The 20,381-nt window shown below is 71.2% G+C and carries 16 protein-coding genes; 5 read left to right on the plus strand and 11 right to left on the minus strand.

Features of this window, described 5'->3' with window-relative positions:
* Nucleotides 1-591, minus strand: coding sequence for a TetR/AcrR family transcriptional regulator (locus tag WME96_RS21475; RefSeq protein ID WP_437291958.1), 591 nt, complete (start codon nucleotides 589-591; stop codon nucleotides 1-3).
* 325 nt (nucleotides 592-916) lie between these two features.
* On the opposite strand from WME96_RS21475, the gene WME96_RS21480 reads away from it, so the two are divergent.
* Entirely contained in the window at nucleotides 917-3,652 is a 2,736-nt protein-coding gene (locus tag WME96_RS21480) for a bifunctional acetate--CoA ligase family protein/GNAT family N-acetyltransferase (RefSeq protein ID WP_437291959.1), read from the plus strand.
* 24 nt (nucleotides 3,653-3,676) lie between these two features.
* Here the strand turns inward: WME96_RS21480 and WME96_RS21485 are convergent, their stop codons facing one another.
* A complete protein-coding gene (locus WME96_RS21485; RefSeq protein WP_437291960.1) occupies nucleotides 3,677-5,113 on the minus strand; it encodes a hypothetical protein in 1,437 nt (478 codons plus the stop codon).
* Nucleotides 5,114-5,376: 263 nt separating this feature from the next.
* On the opposite strand from WME96_RS21485, the gene WME96_RS21490 reads away from it, so the two are divergent.
* Nucleotides 5,377-5,739 (plus strand): hypothetical protein, encoded by a 363-nt coding sequence (locus WME96_RS21490; protein WP_437291961.1) that lies wholly within the window; start codon nucleotides 5,377-5,379, stop codon nucleotides 5,737-5,739.
* Between the two features lie 27 nt (nucleotides 5,740-5,766).
* Complete coding sequence (locus WME96_RS21495; RefSeq protein ID WP_437291962.1) at nucleotides 5,767-5,937, plus strand: cellulose binding domain-containing protein; 171 nt, start codon at nucleotides 5,767-5,769, stop codon at nucleotides 5,935-5,937.
* A gap of 54 nt (nucleotides 5,938-5,991) precedes the next feature.
* Here the strand turns inward: WME96_RS21495 and WME96_RS21500 are convergent, their stop codons facing one another.
* Both WME96_RS21500 and WME96_RS21505 read right to left on the minus strand, forming a co-directional pair.
* A complete protein-coding gene (locus tag WME96_RS21500; RefSeq protein WP_437291963.1) occupies nucleotides 5,992-7,788 on the minus strand; it encodes a CotH kinase family protein in 1,797 nt (598 codons plus the stop codon).
* Between the two features lie 256 nt (nucleotides 7,789-8,044).
* A complete protein-coding gene (locus WME96_RS21505) occupies nucleotides 8,045-8,692 on the minus strand; it encodes a Kazal-type serine protease inhibitor family protein (RefSeq protein WP_437291964.1) in 648 nt (215 codons plus the stop codon).
* Nucleotides 8,693-9,017: 325 nt separating this feature from the next.
* Between WME96_RS21505 and WME96_RS21510 the strand changes: the two genes are divergently transcribed.
* Together WME96_RS21510 and WME96_RS21515 are read left to right on the plus strand one after the other, a co-directional pair.
* Nucleotides 9,018-9,827, plus strand: a complete 810-nt coding sequence (locus WME96_RS21510) for a class I SAM-dependent methyltransferase (RefSeq protein ID WP_437291965.1) — start codon at nucleotides 9,018-9,020, stop codon at nucleotides 9,825-9,827.
* 138 nt (nucleotides 9,828-9,965) lie between these two features.
* The gene (locus WME96_RS21515; protein ID WP_437291966.1) at nucleotides 9,966-12,464 is read left to right on the plus strand and encodes a PEP/pyruvate-binding domain-containing protein; all 2,499 of its coding nucleotides are present in this window, start codon (nucleotides 9,966-9,968) and stop codon (nucleotides 12,462-12,464) included.
* A 42-nt stretch (nucleotides 12,465-12,506) separates the two neighbouring features.
* On the opposite strand, the gene WME96_RS21520 is transcribed toward WME96_RS21515, so the two are convergent.
* The 7 genes from WME96_RS21520 to WME96_RS21550 form a co-directional block, all read right to left on the minus strand.
* Nucleotides 12,507-13,421 (minus strand): SDR family oxidoreductase, encoded by a 915-nt coding sequence (locus WME96_RS21520; protein WP_437291967.1) that lies wholly within the window; start codon nucleotides 13,419-13,421, stop codon nucleotides 12,507-12,509.
* Between the two features lie 128 nt (nucleotides 13,422-13,549).
* Nucleotides 13,550-14,320, minus strand: a complete 771-nt coding sequence (locus WME96_RS21525; protein ID WP_437291968.1) for a response regulator transcription factor — start codon at nucleotides 14,318-14,320, stop codon at nucleotides 13,550-13,552.
* Nucleotides 14,321-14,601: 281 nt separating this feature from the next.
* A complete protein-coding gene (locus WME96_RS21530; protein ID WP_437291969.1) occupies nucleotides 14,602-15,720 on the minus strand; it encodes an alpha/beta hydrolase family esterase in 1,119 nt (372 codons plus the stop codon).
* Between the two features lie 304 nt (nucleotides 15,721-16,024).
* Nucleotides 16,025-17,095: a LamG domain-containing protein gene (locus tag WME96_RS21535; protein WP_437292339.1), complete on the minus strand. Its 1,071-nt coding sequence runs from the start codon at nucleotides 17,093-17,095 to the stop codon at nucleotides 16,025-16,027.
* Between the two features lie 198 nt (nucleotides 17,096-17,293).
* Nucleotides 17,294-18,205: a PEGA domain-containing protein gene (locus WME96_RS21540; RefSeq protein ID WP_437291970.1), complete on the minus strand. Its 912-nt coding sequence runs from the start codon at nucleotides 18,203-18,205 to the stop codon at nucleotides 17,294-17,296.
* Nucleotides 18,206-18,308: 103 nt separating this feature from the next.
* Nucleotides 18,309-19,229, minus strand: a complete 921-nt coding sequence (locus WME96_RS21545; protein WP_437291971.1) for a LamG domain-containing protein — start codon at nucleotides 19,227-19,229, stop codon at nucleotides 18,309-18,311.
* A 228-nt stretch (nucleotides 19,230-19,457) separates the two neighbouring features.
* Nucleotides 19,458-20,309 carry an arabinan endo-1,5-alpha-L-arabinosidase gene (locus WME96_RS21550; RefSeq protein WP_437291972.1) on the minus strand — a complete coding sequence of 284 codons (852 nt, stop codon included), beginning with the start codon at nucleotides 20,307-20,309 and terminating at the stop codon, nucleotides 19,458-19,460.
* Nucleotides 20,310-20,381 lie beyond the last annotated feature (72 nt).

Here is a 20,381-nt window from a genome sequence, read left to right on the forward strand (position 1 = left end):
TCATGATTTCAGGATACGGAGCACCACGTCCAGCGGCGGCAGCGCGGCGTCGGGCTCCACGAGTCGATTGATGGCGAGCCCCTGGATGATGGCGACCAGGGCGCGCGTCAGCGCCGCGGAGGGGCCCTGTGCGACCTCGCCCGCGCGCTGACCTTCCTGGATCATCGCCTCGAGATCAGCGATGACCCGCAGGCGGAAGCGCCTCAGCAGGTCGCTCAGGGCCGGCGACGCGTCCTCGGCGACGACATGCACCGTCATCAAGAGGTGCTCCGGCTCCTCGCGCAGGCCGGCGATCATCTGCCCGCACACATAGACGAGCCGCTCCCACGGCGTCCCCTCGCGCGCCCGCGCCAGCGCCATGAGCACCTCCCACCCCTCCGCCGAGGCCTCCACGGTGGCCGCGAACAGCGACTCTTTCTCGGGGTAGTAGTGATAGACGAGCCCGTGGCTGATCCCGGCCTGCGCGGCGATGTCGGCGATCTTCGCCGCCGCGAACCCCTTGCGGCCGAAAACGGCGCGCGCCGCCCGAAGCAGCGCTCGGCGCCGCTCGTCCTTGATCTGCTCGAACTGCTCGGCGCTGCGAGGACACATGAACGCTCCCCCCGAGGCGTTGATTGACTTGTCTATCAACCAGACCAGGGGTCGTCAAGCGACGCCCGCTCCCCGTGCGCTGAAGGCCAGCGCCCACGCGCGATCGCTGGCGACCGAGGGCGCGACCGTGGAGATTCGATGGCCGAGTCCGCCAGCCGAGCAGGCCGCCGTCGCCAGGTACGAAACTTGCGAACATCCACGGTTCGGCGTAGGTCCTCCCGCGGAAGCATCCCACGCAACCGGCCAGCGGGGCGGCGAGACGGCCATTGCGGTCTCCGCACGACGGCCCCAGAACCTCCCGCCGAACCCCCTCCAAAGGAGCCTCATGGTTGACTCGCTGCCCACGACGGACCGCGCCCACGACGTGCTTCGTCAGGAGTTTCAGAGCCTCGACCCGATCTTCAAGCCGCGCAACGTCGCCGTCATCGGCGCGACGGAGAACAGCGGCGCCGTCGGCCGCACGCTCCTGTGGAACCTGATCAGCAATCCGTTCGGCGGAACCGTGTTTCCGGTGAACCCCAAGCGGTCCAGCGTGCTCGGCATCAAGGCCTACCCGAACATCGCGGCCGTGCCCGCGAAGGTGGACCTCGCGGTGATCGTCACGCCCGCGGCGACGGTGCCGGGGCTCCTCGGCGAGTGCGTCGACGCCGGGGTGCGCGGCGCGATCATCATCTCGGCCGGCTTCAAGGAGATGGGCCCTCCGGGCATCCAGCTCGAGCAGCAGATCATGGCGCGCGCCCGCGGGAAGATGCGCATCATCGGGCCCAACTGCCTTGGCGTCATGAACCCGATCGGCGGGCTCAACGCCACGTTCGCGAAGGGGCAGGCGCGGCCGGGCAACGTGGCGTTCATCAGCCAGTCCGGCGCGCTCTGCACGGCGGTGCTCGACTGGAGCCTGCAGGAGCAGGTCGGCTTCAGCGGCTTCGTCAGCATCGGCTCGATGCTCGACGTCGGGTGGGGCGATCTCATCGACTACTTCGGCAACGACCCCAAGACGAGCAGCATCCTCATCTACATGGAGTCGATCGGCGACGCGCGATCGTTCCTGTCGGCCGCCCGCGAGGTGGCGCTGAACAAGCCGATCATCGTGATCAAGCCGGGCCGCAGCGAGGCGGCGGCGAAGGCGGCGGCCTCGCACACGGGCTCGCTGACCGGCTCGGACGAGGTGCTCGAGGCGGCGTTCCGGCGCGTGGGCGTGCTGCGCGTGAACGACATCGCGGACCTGTTCTCCATGGCCGAGACGCTGGCCAAGCAGCCGCGCCCGCGCGGCAACCGGCTGTGCATCGTCACGAACGCCGGCGGCCCGGGCGTGCTGGCCACCGACGCGCTCGTCGCGCACGGCGGCGAGCTGGCGCCGATCTCGCCGGAGATCCTGGGCGAGCTGAACAGCTTCCTCCCCGCCGCCTGGAGCCGCAACAACCCCGTGGACGTGCTCGGCGACGCCGGCGCCGACCGCTACGCCAGGGCCCTGGAGATCTGCGCGAAGGACCCGCACAACGACGGCGTGCTCGTCATCCTCACGCCGCAGGACATGACCGAATCCACCCAGACCGCCGAGGCGCTGCGCAAGCACGCGCACGTCGACGGCAAGCCGGTCCTGGCGAGCTGGATGGGCGGCGTGGAGGTGGAGGCCGGCAAGTCGATCCTGAACCGCGCCGGGGTCCCGACGTTCGAGTACCCCGACATCGCCGCGCGCGCGTTCTGTTCCATGTTCCGCTACTCGGACAACCTGCGTTCCCTGTACGAGACGCCGAGCCTCGATGAGCGGGCGCGGAACGTCGATCGCGACAGGGCAAGCGCGCTGATCGCGGGCGTCCGCGCGGCCGGCAGGACGCTGATGGATGAGTTCGAGTCGAAGCAGCTCATGGCGGCGTATGGCATCCCGACGGTGCAGACGGGCGTCGCCCGGAGCGTGGATGAGGCGTCCGCCATGGCCAGGGAGATGGGGTATCCGGCCGTCCTCAAGCTGTACAGCGCGACGATCACGCACAAGACCGACGTGGGCGGCGTGAAGCTCGACCTGGCCGACGACGCCGCCGTCCGCCGGGCGTTCGCGGAGATCCAGGAGAGCGTCGCGCTGAAGGCCGGCGCAGAGCATTTCCAGGGCGTGACGGTCCAGCCGATGGTCGCGCTGAAGGACGCTTACGAGATCATCCTCGGCAGCTCGATCGATCCGCAGTTCGGCCCGGTGCTCCTGTTCGGGGCCGGCGGGCAGCTCGTGGAGGTCTTCAAGGACCGCGCGCTCGGCCTGCCGCCGCTCAACGCGACGCTCGCCTCCCGCATGATGGAGCAGACGAAGATCTACACCGCCCTCAAGGGCGTGCGCGGCCGCAAGCCGGTGGACCTGGAGGCGCTCGGGCACCTGCTCGTGCGGTTCTCGCAGATGGTGGTCGAGCAGCGGTGGATCCGCGAGATCGACATCAACCCGCTGGCCGTGAGCGCCGACAGCATGATCGCCCTCGACGCGCGCGTGGTCCTGCACCCGCCGGACACGCCGGAATCGGCGCTCCCTCGGTCGGCGATCCGCGAGTATCCCACGCAGTACGTGACGGAGCTGAAGAGCCGGGACGGGCAGGCGTTCACGATCCGCCCGATCCGCCCGGAGGACGAGCCGCTGATGGTCAAGTTCCACCAGAAGCTCTCGGAGCGGACCGTGCGGCTGCGGTATTTCTACCCGATGCAGCTCGACCGGCGCACCGCGCACGAGCGGCTGACGCGGGTCTGCTTCGCGGACTACGACCGCGAGATGGCGCTCGTCGTCGAGAAGCCGCCGGCGGGCGGCGCCGAGCGCGAGATCATCGGCGTCGGCCGGCTGAGCAAGCTGCCGGGCACGAACGACTCGGAGTTCGCGCTGCTGATCAGCGACGAGCACCAGCGGCAGGGGCTCGGCTCGCGGCTCCTGGGCCTCCTCGTCCAGATCGCGCGCGACGAGGGGCTCTCGCGGATCAGCGCCGATATCATGGCCGAGAACGTGGAGATGCAGCGCGTGTCGAAGAAGCTCGGGTTCCGGCTGACCCGCGATATGGAGGATTCGAGCTGCAAGGCGGAGCTCGAGCTGTAGGGCTCCGCCCCCGGGCCGCGCGCCCTACCAGAGCTGCAGCGCGAGCACCGCGGTCAGGAGCGGCAGCGGGGCGAGCGCCGCGACGGCAAACGCGGTGACGTCGAGCTGCGCGACAAGGTCGCGCCCCCGCTCGAGGAGCTCTTGCTGCTCGCCGGCGAGGAGCTCGCCTCCAGGCGAAGCGGCGCCCCGGTAGGCGCCCGCAGATCGCGGCTCCAGGACCAGGACCGGCCCGACCGGCAACCCGCGGTCGCCGGCACGCACGGGAGGCGAGCCGTCCGCGAAGGTGAGCCAGCCGCTCTCCTCGAGCACCGCGGGCCTGGCCTTCTCGATGCGGGAGAGCCCGCGGAGGACGCGGGCGCGGTGGACCAGGAGCGCCGCGGTGAGGAGCACCCCGCACGCGGCGATCGCGATCCAGCCCCTGGGCGCGGAGATCGCGCCGGCGATGGAGCGCATGCTCATGCCTATCGTCTGGAACCACGGCTCCTGGAGGACGGCCACGCCCGGCTCGCGGTAGCGCGACGTGCGGTAGATCTCTCCATCGAGCACGAGCACCTGGTAACGCTCGCTCTCGGGACTGGAAGGATACGCGCCGCGCTCGACGAGAGACGCCCGGCGGACGACGATGGATGCGCCGGGATCGACCCACATGCGATCTCCCATATCCCGCGAGGAACGACCCCCGTGGATGAAGTGATTGCTCTCAGCAAGCCATGTCACATACTGGACATCAAAGGGTCTCCCGGGAGGCTTTACCTCGAGAAAGCACCTCTGGACGAGGCTGGGACATAGCCGGCGAATGCCTACCTCGCCGAGCTTCATGTCGTGGATGCGCGTCAACATCGGCGTTCCGGACGGGTGCGTCGGGCCCTTCTCGATCATCGAGGGCTCCCCCGTGACAGGCGGAATGACACCGATGCTCGGGAGGGACGCTATATAACCGTCCGGGCTGGGCATTCGCACGGCGCGAGCGAGCGAGACGGCGACGAGGAGGGTGGCCGACGCGAGGAGGATGCCGCTCAGCACCGGTAGGACGCGCGAACCGACGCGGGCCATGGGCCTCACCAGGACCGCGAACAGCCACGCCCCGGGGGGACCCGCGATGCCGCTCAAGATCAGGCCCCCGAAGATGATGAGGCCGACCCACACACCGATCAGCAGAGGCCCGGCACCGTCGACGAAGGAGCGCCCGATGGCGGCCTGGGTCCCCACGACGACGAGGGCCGCGAGCGGGAGGACGCCGAGCGGGAGCGCGTCGCGCAGCGCCTGTTTGCGAGCGGCGGCGGCGATGCCGAGGAGAGCGAGGACAAAGAGAGCGTCCAGCGCGAGCGGCGTGACGTCGACATCCCGGCTGACGAGCAGCGCGGCCACGGCGCAGACGCCGCCGAGCGCGCCCACGAACGCAGCGGGATCCCTCGACAGCGGCGAGGGCGACGGAGGGGGATGATCGGCCGGCGCCTTCATGAACGCTCCTCGGATCTCGCCGACGCGCGCCTTACCCGGCAGGACCGGCTGCGCTGAGCGGCGCGCTGCGCGCCGTGCGCATGCGGAAACGGCGCCTCGGCCTGCATGTCGGACGCTCGCATGAGGGGCCACGCGCCGTCAAGGCCATCGCAGGGTCATGGCAGGCCAGCGCTCGCTCCGCCACCGGTGCGCCGGCGACGCAGGCGCGGCTGCGACCTACATCGCGCAGTATCCCGCTCTGCTGCGCGCGAGCGCAGCGCGACATGGCGAGATCCGGAGATGACGAACATGACCTGGCTCCACGTCCTCGATCGAAGGTCGCGTTCATCCTGGAAGCGCACGGCCGCGATCTCACCGACAGCGAGCTCACCTTCTTCAACACGCTGGCCGAGTTCGCGACGCGGCCCGTCCCGGCAGGGCAGCCGGCGCCGATGCTCACCCACAACTGGGCGCCGATCACGCGCTACTTCGGCAACGACACGACCTGGCGCACCGACATCCCCGAGGTCCCAGCCAACCCGGGGGCCGTCACGGCGAGCGTCACGGTGAACTCGAGCTGGGATACGGGCTACTGCGCCAGCGTCGACGTCACCAATCGCCGCAGGTTCGATATCGGCGCCTGGTAGGCCGTCATTGATCTACGGCAGTCGGCCGTGATCTCGAGCTGGTCCGCCGACGTCGCCGTTGACGGGAGCGAGATGACCGCCGCGAGCCTGCCCTACAACGGCCAGCTCGACCCCGGCGCGTCGACCTCGTTCGGGTTCTGCGCGAACAAGACGGGGGCGGCCTGGCAACCCCAGGTCGTCAGCGCCGCCCACCGGTGACACGCAGCGCCGCGCGGCGGCCCGGTCAGGCCGCCGTCGCGCCGCGCGCCCGCGTCACTGGCCGAGGTACGCGGCCACGTCCGCCGGACGCCCCTTGGCGTGAGCGATCAGCGCCTCGAGGCCCTTGTCGAAGTCCTCGGGCGACGCGAGGTGGGTGTGCCCCTCGATCTCGCCCTCCGGCCCGACGACGTACGGCGCGATCAGGTCGTGCGCCGCCTTGAACCACGCCTCGGCGGCGGCCGGCTCGTACTCCTGCTCCGCTGCCTGCTTCACGTAGCCTCGGTACTTCTCGAGGTACACCGGATCATCCAGCAGGTAGCGGATGAGCGGCCAGTGCTCGTTCACATCGTCCATCGAGAGGGGCAGCGCCGGCATCGGGGTCGCTCCGGCCGCGTCGCCATCGATGAACGCGAACGTGTGGTCCCACGGGATCCACGTGAATTGCCCGTTCTTGTTCGGGTCCGAGTACATGTAGTAGTTGTGCGGCAGGCGGCCGTACACGTCCCAGTCCTCGATCACCGCGTTCAGCGCCAGCCAGTGCAGGAAGCCGTCGACGTCGAGGCGCGCCTCGAGCCCCGCGCGCCAGGCGGCGGCGTCGGTCCGGTCGGCGTGCAGCGCGTCGAAGAGCGCGCGCGCGTCCGAGAAGTCGGCCTCTTCCTCGTGGTTCTCCTTGACGAGGGACTCGGGGTCCCAGGTCTCCCACCGCGCGCCGGTGCCGTCAGGCTTGTAGAGATTGCCCTTGTGGCCGCCGAAATGCTTGTCGAGGAACGACTCGTCCGACGGGACCTCGATCCCTGTGTACAGCCCGAAATAGATCGGCCCCTCCCCGTGATCGATGAAGACCCGGTAGAACGCGGTCGCGGGCGCCGGGATCCCCGCCTTGGCGAAGATGTCGGTGCCGAGCTTCTCGCGCAGGAGCGACGGATCCAGGTAGCTGCTGGTGAACGCCACCCCCTCGAAGCCGTAGAAACGCTGGTTCTTGATCTCGGGGTAGGTGTCCTCGTATTTGTCGAAATTGAGTCGCAGCGGCAATTTCCAGACACCCGTCATCCAGGGCGTGAGCAGGCTGACGTTGCCCCTGAAGCGGAGGCCGACGTGCTGCCACTTCTGGTTTTCGGTGGCGACGTCGCACTCGACGTACATCGGCGAGCGCGGGAAATGGTCGACGCTGCTGATGAGCCCGATATCGCCGCCGCCCGGCCCGCCCGGCCCGGCGGGCATGCAGGCCAGGCCGGCCTCTTGCTCGGTGCATGTCCCCTGGGTCTCGGTACCGAAGATGTCGATCGTGCAGGGGTCGGACGCCGCGAGCCCGGTGCAGGCGTCGATCCAGTCCTGCGGCGGCTCGAAATCGCCGGGATCCTGCGGCTTCGGCTGGCATGTCAGGCCGCCGGGGAGCTCCGAGCAGGTCCCCTCGGCGGGGGAGCCGAAGAGATCGATCGTGCAGTCGTCGCCGACCACGAGCCCATTGCAGGCCTCGACCCACTCCTGCGGCGGCTCGAATCCGCCGGGCCCCCCGGCCTGCGCGCCGAACTCGCCGATCATCGACGTCATGTCGTCGAGCATCTCCTGCCACCGCTCGGGCGCGATGGTGATGTCGATGCGGGGAACCCGGTCCTGCGGGAACGCGAGCGCGTAATCGGGCTGTTCCCTTACAGTATTGTCCTCACCGCCGCCGCCGCCCGTGCCGCCCGGGCCCATGCCGCCGCCGCCCGTGCCGCCCGGACCCGTGGTGCCCGCGCCGCCGCCCGTCGTCCCGGAGGGCGAGCTGGGCGTGGAGTCGCCGCAGCCCGCGAGGGGCACCGCAGCCAACGCCGCGAACGGCAACAGATAATGCAGGATTCGTACTTTCATGGATCGCTCCTAAGCTCGGCAGTCCGGGAGCGATATTATGACGATCGTGCAACGGCTGGGTCACAAAATGCGCACGCTGTGGACGAACGCCGCGCCGCGCGCCGCGGTGTTCGAGGCGCGGTCGGCCCCTCGATGGCGAGGTGTTCGAGGGGCCGACACGCGGGCTCACGAGGCGCTCGCGCGCGCCTCCGCCTTCCGCCTCGATTGCATGATTCCGCTCCGCCGCCAGCGCGGCAGAGGGCCCCGAGGCGCTCTCTCAGAGGCGCTCGGCGCACGCGCCGGACGACGCCACCGACACGCCCGCCGCATTCGCGGAGCACGCGTTGCTGTACGTCTTGCCGTCGCAGCCGCAGACCGGATCATAGATGTGCAGGCACGCCTCCGGGATGACCTCGCAGGTGCCCATCTGATCGCCCGCGCCGCAGCTCGCTTTCGGGCTGTAGTCGCAGAAATACCCGCGCTCGCACGCGAGGCCGGCGATGCCGCCGCACGCCTCGTCCCGGGGCGTCTCGCACGCGCCGCGCGACGCCACCGACACGCCCGCCGCGTTCGCGGAGCACTCGTTGCCGTACGTCTTGCCGTCACAGCCGCAGACCGGGTCGTACTGCTTCGTGCACGCCACCGGGATGGGCGCGCAGATGCCCGTCTGATCGGCCGCGCCGCACATGGCCTCGATCTCGTAATCACAGAAGAAGCCGGGCTTGCAGGCGAGGCCGGCGAAGCCGCCGCAGACGGCGCCGGGGAGCCTGATGTCTCCCCTCACCTCCTGCGCCTCGGAGACGACCGGCTCGGCGTCGCCGTCGGCCACCTCCACCTGACAGCCCGCGGCGAACGGGGCCATCGAGAGCGCGAGCCAGAGAGCGGAAGCGATACGATGGTTCTTGATGAGATCCTGAACGTTCATGATGTCTCTCCATGTCGCCTCGCCGCTCCCGGCGGGGCGATGACAATGCACGAGCACCTTCCTCCGCGGCGATGACCGACGCGGCGATCGCCGCGTCGAGGGCGCCTCGGCGACGAGGCATCGAGGCGTCCGTCGCTGTGTTGCGGAGGCGTAGTCCCCTTGGCAGGAGTCGGGCCACGCGGTTTTCGCGGCGCGCGCGCCGCTCCGCGGCGCCCGGGCCGCCCGGATCGGGCAGACGCTTGCTCAACTGGGCGGGAGGTTGCGCAATCTGCGCGACAGCGCCCCGCAGGGGACTCCGGCTCGCCGATCGTGGTAGGGAGCGCGGATGCACCGCCGCCCTCGCCCCTTCGCCTCCGGCGCCGCCCTCGCCGCGCTCCTCACCAGCTGCAGCGCCACGCCCGACGCCGCCGCGCCGGGCAGCGGAGGGCACGCCGGCCACGCCGGCCACGCCAGCGACCACGGAGGGCACGCCGGCCACGCCAGCCACCACGGAGCGCACGCCGGCCACCACGGCGGGGACGCCCACGGCGCAGGGCCGCTCGTGCACCGCTTCGAGCGGGCCGAGGACTGGGTGCCCGAGTTCGAGGGCCCCGAGCGCGACGCCTGGCAGAAGCCCGCGGACGTCATCGCCGCGATGCGGATCGCGCCCGGCATGCGGGTCGCCGATCTCGGGGCCGGCACGGGCTACTTCCTGCCGCACCTGTCGCGCGCCGTCGGGCCGACCGGCGCGGTCGTCGGCCTGGACATCGAGCGGGACATGGTCCGCTACATGACCGAGCGCGCCGCCCGCGAGCGCCTCGCCAACGTCACCGCGCGCCAGGTCGGCCCCGCGGATCCCGGGCTCGACCCCGGCTCGGTCGACCGCATCCTCGTGGTCAACACCTGGCACCACATCCCCGATCGCCCCGCCTACGCGGCGAAGCTGCGCGCAGCGCTCCGCCCGGACGGGGCGGTGGTCGTCGTCGACTTCACCGACACCGCGCCCCACGGCCCCCCGAAGGAGCACCGCATCGCCGCCGAGGCGGTCGCCGCCGAGCTCCGCGCCGGGGGCCTCTCGCCCGAGGTCGTCGCGGAGGACCTGCCCGATCAGTACATCGTCGTGGGCAGACGCGCCGACGCGGGCACGGCGCGCTGAAACGCGCCGCCATGGGCGCCCTGCTGACGAGGACGCGGTCGGTGCCTATCGTGTCGATGGAGAGCCGTTCATGAGCCCGGCGCGCGCGGCGCGGGCGCCGCTGAAGCAACCTTATCTGTCCGAAGGAGACGCTTGTTGATGCTGGTCCATCGCTTGAGCGAGCTGTCCCGAGCCGATCTCTCCTCGGCCGGCGGCAAGGGCGCGAACCTCGGTGAGCTGGTCCGGCTCGGGCTCCCGGTGCCGCCCGGGTTCGTGGTGAGCGCCGCGGCGTACGCGGAGCAAGCGCGCGCGTGGGGGCTCGGCGTGCGGCTCTCGGCGCACCTCGCCAGGAGCGGCTGGAAGGCCGCGGCCTCGGAGGTGGCGGAGCTCTTCGAGAGCGGCGAGCTGCTGCCCGACATCGAGGCCGCGGTCCGCGACGCCTACCGCGATCTCGACGCGCCGGCGGTCGCGGTGCGCTCCTCGGCGACGGCGGAGGATCTCGCCGACGCCTCGTTCGCCGGCCAGCACGAGACGTACCTCGACGTGACCGGAGAGGACGCGCTCCTCCTCGCGCTGCGGCGGTGCTGGGCGTCCCTCTGGAGCCCGAGGGCCCTCCGCTACCGCGCGGTGCGCGGCATGGATCACCTCGGGGTCCACATCGCGGTCGTCGTGCAGCGCATGGTGCCGGCCGATTTCGCCGGGGTCCTGTTCACGGTCGACCCGGTCGCCCAGCGCGCCGACCGCATGCTCCTGGAGGTCGCGCCGGGCCTCGGCGAGGCCATCGTCTCGGGCCACACGACCGGCGACGTGTACCGCCTGCGGCGCGCGCCGTTCGCCGGGCCCGCGGAGCTCCGCCCGGACGGGCCGGACGGCGCCCCGGACCCCGGGGCGAGCGACCTCGCGATCGAGGACCGCGACCTCCGGGAGGCCGGCCGCCCCGCGCCGAGCGACGCCGTGGTGCTCGAGCTCGGCCGGCTCGGGCTCCGCCTGGAGTCCCACTTCGGCTGCCCGCAGGACGTGGAGTTCGCCGTCGCGGACGGCTCGATCCACCTCCTCCAGTCGCGCCCGATCACCACGCTCGGCGCGGCCGAGATCGAGCCGCTCCCTCCGCTCCCGGCGCTCACGCGCCTCCAGCGGAGGATGGCTGAAGCGAACGACAGCGATCGGTTCCCGGTCGCCCCCAGGCCGCTCGATCAATGGGGCTTCCGCATATCCATTCCCGCGCTCGTCCGCGCGGTGCGCTTCCTCGGGCTCCACGTGGACGAGGCCGAAGAGCGCGCGCTGGTCGACCAGGTGTGGCGTGAGCTCCTCGTCCTGCCGCCGGTGCGACCCACCCTCCGGCTGCTCGGGCTGCCGCAGAAGGTCGCGGCCAGCCTGCGCGACGACGGGCTGGCGTGGTGGGAGGGCGAGGCGTTCCCGCGGATCCAGGAGGTCTGCGCGCCGGCCGATCTCCGCGCGATGGACGACGCCGCCCTCCTCCGCCGCGCCGACCGGATCGTGGAGACCACGACGGACGTCCTCGGCGAGCGGTTCGAGCGGAGCGTCAGCCAGCTCGCCGCGGTCGCGCTGCGGGTCCCCGTCACCCTCGCCGTGGGGAGGAAGCGGGCCGATGCCGTCCTGGGCGACCTCGTCTCGGGCCTCCACACCCGGACGTCCGACGTCAACGTCGCGCTCTTCCAGCTCGCGCGCCGGGCGGCGAGCGCCGGGCCGGAGGTGGCCCGCGCCGTCCGCGAGGGGCGCCTGGAGGAGCTCCGGGGATCGGAGGCCGGGCGGGTTTACCTCGCCGAGGTCGAGGCCTTCCTGGACGAGCACGGGTACCGGGAGAGCAAGGGCCTCTACCTCTCGGCGCCGACGTGGCGGCAGGATCCCGCGCCGATGTGGGGGCTCCTCCGCGGCCTGCTCGACGCCGCCGAGCCGCCGTCCGAGGAGGCCGGGATGAGGCGCTATCGGGCGGCGCTCGAGGAGGTCACCCGGAAGCTTCGCCTCGTGCCGGGGCTGCCCGACGCGTTCCGCCGCACCCTCGAGCGGCTGCGCCGCGCGATCCTCTTCCGGGAGCGCTCGCACTTCGATCTGGTGCGCTCGTTCTCGGCGCTCCAGGCGATCGTGGCCGAGCTCGCGCGTCGCCTCCAGGAGCGCGGGCGCCTGCCGGGCCCCGATGACATCTTCTACCTGACCGACGCCGAGGTCCGGGCCTGGATCCGCGGGGAGGCGCCGCCGCTCGACGAGGTGAAGCGGCTCGTCCGACGCCGGCGCGCGACGTACGGGGTGGTCAACGGCAGGTGGCAGAAGCGGGCGTTCCGGGCGGCCGCGGGGGGCTCGGGCAGCGAGCTCCGCGGCAGCGGGGCGTCGTCCGGGGTGGTGCGCGGCAAGGCGCGCATCGTGCGCGACGAGCGCGAGTTCGAGCGGCTGAAGGCGGGGGAGATCCTTGTCTGCCCCTACACGAACCCCGCCTGGACGCCGCTCTTCACCCTCGCCGCGGGCGTCGTGACGGACGCCGGCGGCGCGGCGTCGCACGCGGCCATCGTCGCGCGCGAGTACGGGATCCCCGCGGTCCTGGGGGCCGCCGGGGCGACCGAGCGGATCGCGGACGGCCAGGAGATCGTCGTGGACGGGGCGGAAGGCCGGGTGCTGCTCCTCGGCCAGGGCGCCGCGGGCTGAGGGCGCCGATCTGGATCGGCGAAGCGCTCGCCCGGGCGGCGGCTACCGGTAGCCGGTGACGTCGGCGGGCTTGCCGGCGTCCTGGACCTCGACGAGGTACCGCCAGGCGTCGGGCCGGGAGCCGTCCACGTCGGTGAAGCCGTACACCTTCGCGAGCTGGCCGCTCGACAGCGACTTCCCGGACCAGCGGGCCACCTCCGGGTCGGCCGCGAGCGCAGCCACCGCGCGGCCCACGTACGCGGGGGTCTCGGAGATCGCGAAGTGCGGCTGCTTCGCGAGCGCGTCGCGCCAGCGCTCCTCGGTGACCCCGTAGTGCCCGAGCATGATCTCCGAGCGCAGCCACCCCGGCGTCAGCGCGACGGCGGTGCCGCCGTGGGCCCGCAGCTCCTCGGCCTGGGCGAACGCCATGCGGAGGACCGCGGTCTTGGCCAGGTCGTAGAAGAACGAGACGCGGTAGTGCCCCGCGTTGTACTCGGCCGTGCCGTCCGTGATCTCGACGACGAGGCCGCCCGGCCTCCTGATGAGCAGCGGCAGGGCGCAGTGGCTCGTGATGATGTGCGTATCGATGGCCAGCCGCAGCAGCCGCATCCCGCTGTCCAGCGAGTGCTCCCACAGCGGCTTGTCCCAGGCGAACAGGTGCTCGCCGCCCCAGATGTCGTTGACCAGCACGTCGAGCCGCCCCTGTTCCCGCTCGATCCGCGCCACGAGCGCCTGGACCTGCTCGCGCTCCAGGTGGTCCACCTGCACCGCGATCCCCCTGCCCCCGGCCCGGGTGACCCGCTCGGCGGTCTCCTCGATCGTCTCGGGCCGATCCATCTCCGAGCGCTGCGCGCGCGTGGTGCGGCCCGTGACGTACACGGTCGCTCCCGCCTCGCCCAGCGCGACCGCGATCCCCCTGCCCGCCCCGCGCGTCGCGCCCGCGACCAGCGCCACCTTTCCCTGAAGTGCTCCGCTCATGATCGATCCTCCTTGGCCAGCACGCGCGAGGGTCGCACGGGGATCCTGACATCTCCTGTCAGGTATTCCGGGACACCGCTCCTGCGCTCGCGGCAGCGGGCGCGAGCGACGTGCCAGCGGGAGGCGTGTCAGCCGAGGAGCCCCTGCTCGGCCAGCCACAGCGTCGCGCCGGCGCGGCTGTAGAGGCCGAGCTTGTCGTAGGCGTGGGCGACGTGATGCTGCACGGTCTTCTCCGAGATGCGCAGGACGCACCCGATCTCGCGGTTCGTCTTGCCGGCGCCGACGAGCCGCAGGACCTCGAGCTCGCGCGCCGTGAGCGCCTTGCGCGCCCGCAGGAGCCGGCCGCGCCCGGCGCCGGCGTGCTCGCTGATCCGAGGGTGGGTCGGGACAGGATCGGTGGAGAGCAGGTAGTCATACGCCGTCCCGTGTCCCTCCGTGACGCGATGCGCCCAGACCGGGTTGGCGCAATGGATCTCGAGCACCTCCTTCGTGTATCCGATCACGAAATACTCGAGGTACGGGTGCCAGGTCGGGAGGCCACGGACGCGAAACTCGACCCCCGATTCGCCCAGCGACGCCTCGGAGCGGCTGCTCGTCTCGGCGAAGTACCGGTGCCAGAGGTTCTGAACGGTCGCGACCAGCGACGTGATCTCCGGATCCTGGACGAAGCGCTTCAGCGGGCCGTCGACGAGCGCCCAGCGCGCCGACTCGGCCCCGAGCTCGAGGAGCGCGTCCTTGCCCTCCGGATAGAACCTCCGGACCAGCTCGTCATGAAACGCGAGGAAATCGGGCAGCGGGACCAGGCTGCTGGCGGTGATCGGCTGGCGAAACCACGGATTGGTCGTCGCCACGTCGCGAAAGAGGCCGCGCCACGCCTCCGAGCCGAACCTTCGACTCACCAATGCCTTCCGCGTCAGGATTGTGGTGCCGCTGACTTTCATGAAGGAGCGAGTCAACCCCCGCCACGGCGCGATGAGGTCGCGCAGAAGCAGAATTGCAAAGGATTGCTCGCCAGTATGGACGATCAGGGCGCCATCGGTCAACGCGCGCGCTCGCTCGCCGGCGGAAGCCGCGATGACGACGACACGGGTGCGTCAGGACCAGATATTTGCAACGGCGCCAGATGTACGCTGCGTTGCGTGTCGGCGCCCGACAGGCAGGTTGGCAGAGAGGCGTGGGCTCAGGGCAGCGTGTGCCGCTTCAGCGCGGGCCAGCCGACCCTGGCGTTGCCGGCCTCGTGGCTGCCGCCCTGCTTCGTGCACAGGGTGACCTCGACGCCGTCCTGGCACGCCGAATAGGTCGAGCAGCCGTCGCCGTTCTCGGCCGAGGGCGAGCCGGTGCATCCATTGATGTCGGCCCACGCCTCGAAGCCCTTCTTCGCGCCGAGGAACGTGATCGGCATGCCCGGCACGACCGAGGAATATCCGCCCGCGTAGGGCACGATCGGGTCCGAGGTGCCGCGGAAGGTGATCACGGAGATGGGCCGCGACGGGTTGCAGCCGCCGACGTTCTCCTCGAGGAGATCGAAGGCGGCGGGCGCCACCGCCGCGAACACGTCGGCCGCCTGGCAAGCGAGGTAGTGGGACATCCCACCCCCCATGGAGAAGCCAACGGCATAGATGCGCTTCGGGTCGATGCAGGCGGTCTCCTGGATCTGGGCCACGATCGCCTTGGCGACGGCGACATCGTCGGTGTCGGCCACGCAGCACGGCCCCACGTTCCAGGCGGGGCCCGACGGGCCGTTCAGACCGCTCGGAAAGGCCATGATCACCCCTTCCGGGTCGGTCTGCGCCGGATACGGCGATCCCGATCGCTGCGACGGGCCAGAGCCGCCGAGGCCGTGGAAGTCCAGCACGAGCGGCACCGGCTTGCTGCCGTCGTACGCGGGGGGGACGTGCAAGACGTAGCTGCGGCTCCTGGAGCCCACCATGACCGTCTGGTTCGTGTCGCCGGCCCGCAGCGCTGTCGACGGGCAGGTGATGGTACCGCCGCCGCCCGTGTCGCTGCCCCCGGTGCCCGCGCCCCCGGTGGGGTCTCCACCGGTGCCGCTGCCCCCGGTGCCGCTCGTCGTGGTGCCGCTGTCCCCCGTGCCGCTCGTCGTGGTGGTGCTCGTCGTGGTGCCATCACCGCCGGCTGAGCCCGTCGTGGTCCCTGGCGTGGAGCTACCCGTGCTGCCCGAGGTGACCCCCGCGCTTGTATCGGCGCCGGAGCCGCCGCTGCCGCCGCCGGAGGACCCGTCGCCGTCGCCGCCGCAGCCCAGGAGGGCGATACCGAGCGCTCCTGACAGCAGGATCTGCATTGGCAAACTCGTTCGTGCGTTCATCATGGGTCAGCGCTCCTCGCATCACCCCACCGGGGTGACCACAACCAGTTCATACCCGACACCGGTGGATCGAGGGCATAGGCATACTGGCCTATGCCGAGACGTCCCCCCGGGCTGGTGGACTCGGCGATCCGGGCGATGGTCGAGCCCGGCGCCGGCGTCGAGGTGCTCGAGCACCTCGACGCCGCGATGAGGGTGCCGGCTGACCTTCGCCCCGGAGGGTTGCCTGCGGAGGCCCGCGGGGATCCTGACCGATCGCGGCCCCGGCGCGTCCTCGCTCCTACGGCGCGGCGAGGGCCGCGATCTCTTCCGCCGAGAGAGCACGGTCGTAGATCCGGAAGTCGTCGATAGAGCCCTTGAGCAAGGGATCGTCGAATCGCGACTTGCCGATGTAGTTGGTCGCCGTGGGCGCAATCTGGGACGGCTTCACGTCGTGCGGAGGCGCCGGAGTGGCCGACCCGACGGAGATACCGTCGACCCATATCTGGTACGTGCCGCTCGAGATCGTGACGGCCACGTGCTTCCAGACATTGGGGGGGAGCGAGCTCGCGCCCAGCACGGTCGCCTCGTTGCCCGCGTAGACCGAGAAGCGCAGGACGCCGGAAGCCTCGCGCGGGGTGAGGTACATGAATCCGGTGCTGCCGCCGACATCGATGATGCGCGCCCACATGTCGACGCTGCTCAGGTTGACCCAGGTCGCGATGGTGAGATCGTCGAGGTCGTCGGTGAGCCCGGCGGGGAGATCGACGTGGGGGTCGGCGCCCTGCAGGCTGAGCGCGCCGCCGATTCGCCCCGTCGACGTCCATCCAGCGCTCCCGACGAGCGTGGCGTCATTCCCGTTGCCGGACGCGTCGTGGGCCACGAGATCGGCCCCTTCGTCGAACATGTAGTGCACGACGAGCGACGGATCGGGCCCGCCGCCGCCTGCGCCGCCGCTGCCGCCTGCACCTTCGCCGCTGCCGCCTGAGCCGCCGCTGCCGCCGGCCCCCTCGCCGCCTGAGCCGCCGCTGCCGCCCGTGCCGCCGGAGCCGCCGCTGCCGCCTGCACCTTCGCCGCCGCCGCCGCCCGTGCCGCCGGCCCCCTCGCCGCCTGCGCCGCCGCTGCCGCCTGCGCCGCCGCTGCCGCCTGTGCCGCCGCTGCCGCCTGTGCCGCCGCTGCCGCCTGTGCCGTCGCCGCCCGCGCCGCCCGTGCCGGACGCGCTCCCCCCGGTGCCTCCGGGGCCGCTCGTGGTTGAGCTACCAGCCGTCGTCGTCGTCGTGGTCGTCGTCGTCGCGCTATCGCCGCCGCTGCCGCCGCCTCCCGAGTTGTCGTCGCTGCTCGAGCCGCAGCCGCTGCCGGCTGTACCGAGCATCACGGCCGTGAGCAGCATAGCCCTGACACTACCCGACAAGATCGGTGCCTCTCTCATAGCATCCTCCGATAAGGCAATTCCTCGATCACCAGGGGACGGTCCGATGGTGCTCGATGATGTTGTGGTGTTTGAGCAGGTCGCGCCGGCGACGGCGACCCTCGTCAAGATCTCGGCGTCCGGTCGAGAGATGAAACCATCTCACATGCCGCGAAACAACACCGTACCAACCACGCCGGTCCGGCTCGGCTCTACGGACACGACGACCGGCCTCTCCTCGGTGGGGCGGAGCAGATAGGTCAGCGCGGCGCCCACGAACGCCGCGGCGCCCACACCTAGAGAAATGTCGGCGATCAGGTACTTCGTGCGCACGCCGGTCAGATCGCTGTCCGTGCACTGCGGGCTGCAGGTGCGTTCGAGGTCGTCCTTCTCGGACCGACCCATGAGCCCCCACACCGCGAAGCTCGCCGCGCCAGCGACACCCACGCCCGCCAGCACGTAAGTCAACGCCGGCACCGGACGGTGAAACTCCGTCGCCTGGACCTGAGCCTCCGGGGCCCGAGCGGCCACGAGGGGCTCGAGCGCGACGTTCAACTGCAGGAAGCGCTGCCCCTCGAAGAGGATGAACTCCTTGGCCACCGGCCTGTACCCCTCGTGCTCGACACGGTAGGTGTGCTTCCCGGGATCGAGCTTGAGCGGCGCGCCGCTCGATGACAGCTCGACGACCTGACCGTCGATCTGGACCGTCGCTCCGGCGACCTGGTCGCCGCGGTTCGTGATGTTGAAGACGACCGACGGCGTCATTCGCTCGATCTCGTCGACCCACGCGCCGCAATCGCGGAGGACCGGAGCCGGGCAGGCAGACCGCGCGCAGGCCTTCAGCGCGCGGCCCGCCTCGAGCAGCTGGTGATTCTTCCGGAGCCTCTGCACCTCGGTGTGCGCCGCGACACACTGCGCCACCTCCGCGCTCGCCCCCCCTTCCGGCGCGGCCGGCTCGTCCGCCAGGGCCGCGCCGGGCAAGTGGAAGGCCGCCACCAGCGCGAGCGCCGCGCGCCCGCCATGCCCCGTCCCGAGAGGCCTCCCCCGTCGCAGCATGTCCGTCTCTCCAGCCATCACGCCGAGCTCCTCTCGTGACCAGCACACTCGCACCTGGGCGCATGTCGAAGCAAGCTTCCGGCGGGCCGCCGCGCGGTCCGATCGCGGCCGGCTCCCCCGGTCACAGCTCCGCGAGCGCCGCCACCTCGGCCGCCGACAGCGCCCGATTGTAGATCCTGAAATCGTCCACGATCCCGGCGAGGTAGGGATCCGGCGCGAACTGGGAGCGGCCGATGAAGTTCTGGGTCGTGTTCCCCAGCTCCGAGGGTCGGGTGAAGATCATCTCGCTGCTCGCCACCTCGGCCCCGTCGACGTAAATCGAAGAGCGACTCGGGTTGAAGGCCACCGTCACCGCGACGTGCGTCCAGACCTGGACCGGCAAGGTCCAGTCGGTGGTGTACTCCTCGACGCCCGCAGGAGAGTTCACCGAGAAGCGGAGGCCCGGCGGCATCGCCGCCTTCGGGCACAGGTACATCCACGCCACTTCCCCGGATCCGAAGTCGAAGATCCGCTGCCACAGCACCTGCCGGTTGAGCGAGACCCAGAGGGACACCGTGATCTCGTTGAGGGTCTGCAAGATGCCGGGTGGGAGCTCCACGTACTGCTCGGTCCCCGAGAGGGACAGCGCGTTTCCTATGTGCCCCTCGACCCACGTCCCCCCCAGGACGGTCGCGTCATGCAGCATGTCGCCGGTGGCGTCCGCCGCGGTGTCTCCCTCCGTCTCGTCGAACGTGTAGTGCAGGAAGAGCCCGCGCTCCAGGTCGACGAGGGGGCCGCCGCCGGCTCCCCCGGAGCCCCCGACGCCGCCGACTCCCCCGGAGCCCCCGACGCCGCCGTCGCCGCCGTCTCCCCCGGCGCCACCCTCTCCCCCGGCGCTCCCCGCGCCCCCGGAGCCGCCGTCTCCCCCGGCGGTCCCGGCGCCGCCTCCCGAGCCGCTGCTGCTCTGGCTGGAGCTCTGCGTCGCAGAGCCGCCTCCGGCGCTCGTCGTTGTTCCCTGCTGGAGATGGGACAGGTCTTCGAACGAGCATGCCCCGAGGAACAAGGGAGCGATCGTGAGGAGCGCACGTGCCGCGGGACGAAGGGCCGCAAGGCCGGCCAGCGTCCTTCCATGACCTGCCATGTTCATGTCACCTCTCACCACGATTGACGTCTCCTGAGCGCGTGCGGTGGTGCTGTCGTGACCCGGGGACCACGGCCACCACGGCAGTACAGGGGGAAAGCGCCCGGCGCCTGCGTCGAACCGACGCATGGGCCACCCCCGCAGGCCGGCTCATGGCCCGCCGGACTCCGGCCAACCATCGGTATCCCAGCTCAGCTCGGCCACGCGAAGGGCAAACATGCCGTCCGCGTCGGCGTCGTACGAATGGTAGATGTTGTACCAGGACTCCCCAGCTCGGAGCAAGCCGTTGCTGCCCGGCCCACGCCACCGCGCGCCGCTGGTGAGCACGCGCGAGCCGCCGCCGTCGAGCATGCGGGTGCCGAGCCTGTCCACGTAAGGACCGGCGAGCGCCTGGGACCGGCCCACCATGATCTTGTACGTGCTGCTCGCGCCGGCGCAGCAGGTGTCGAACGAGGCAAACAGGTAGTAGTGCTCGCCGCGCCGCACGACGAACGGCGCCTCGATCGCGGTGCTCGGCCGCGCGGCAATGGACGTGAGCGTCCCGTCCACCGGATCTCCCTCGTGGGTGAGCTGCACGAGCTTGAGCCCCGACCAGAAGCTCCCGAACACGAGCCACGCCGTGCCCCGCTCGTCGATCACGACGTTCGGATCGATGGCGTTGTAATCGGTGCCCTCGCTGCAGACGACGGCGCCGTGATCCACCCAGCGGCCCTCCGCGGCCGCCAGGTCCGCGGTGGTCGCATGACCGATGCAGGAGCGGTTCGTCCCGAAGTACGACGCCGCATAATACAGATGATAGAGCCCACCCCAGTAGGAGACGTCCGGCGCCCAGAGCGCGTCGACGTCGCCCACCGCGCTCACGACCCACTCTGGCGTGGCGCTGAACACGGCGCCGGCGAGGTCCCAGCGCATGAGATCCGCCGAGGTCCGGATCGCGATCCCGGCGCCGGTGGAGAAGACGTAATACAGATCTCCCGCCTTGATGGCCGACGGGTCGTGCACTCCCTGGACCTCTCCGCTGACGGCGAGCGCGGCCGGTCGACGGTCCGTCCCACCGGGCGGGCCGCCGCCATC

The sequence above is a fragment of the Sorangium sp. So ce406 genome (genome assembly GCF_051474675.1).
GTDB classification, from domain to species: domain Bacteria; phylum Myxococcota_A; class Polyangia; order Polyangiales; family Polyangiaceae; genus Sorangium; species Sorangium cellulosum_G.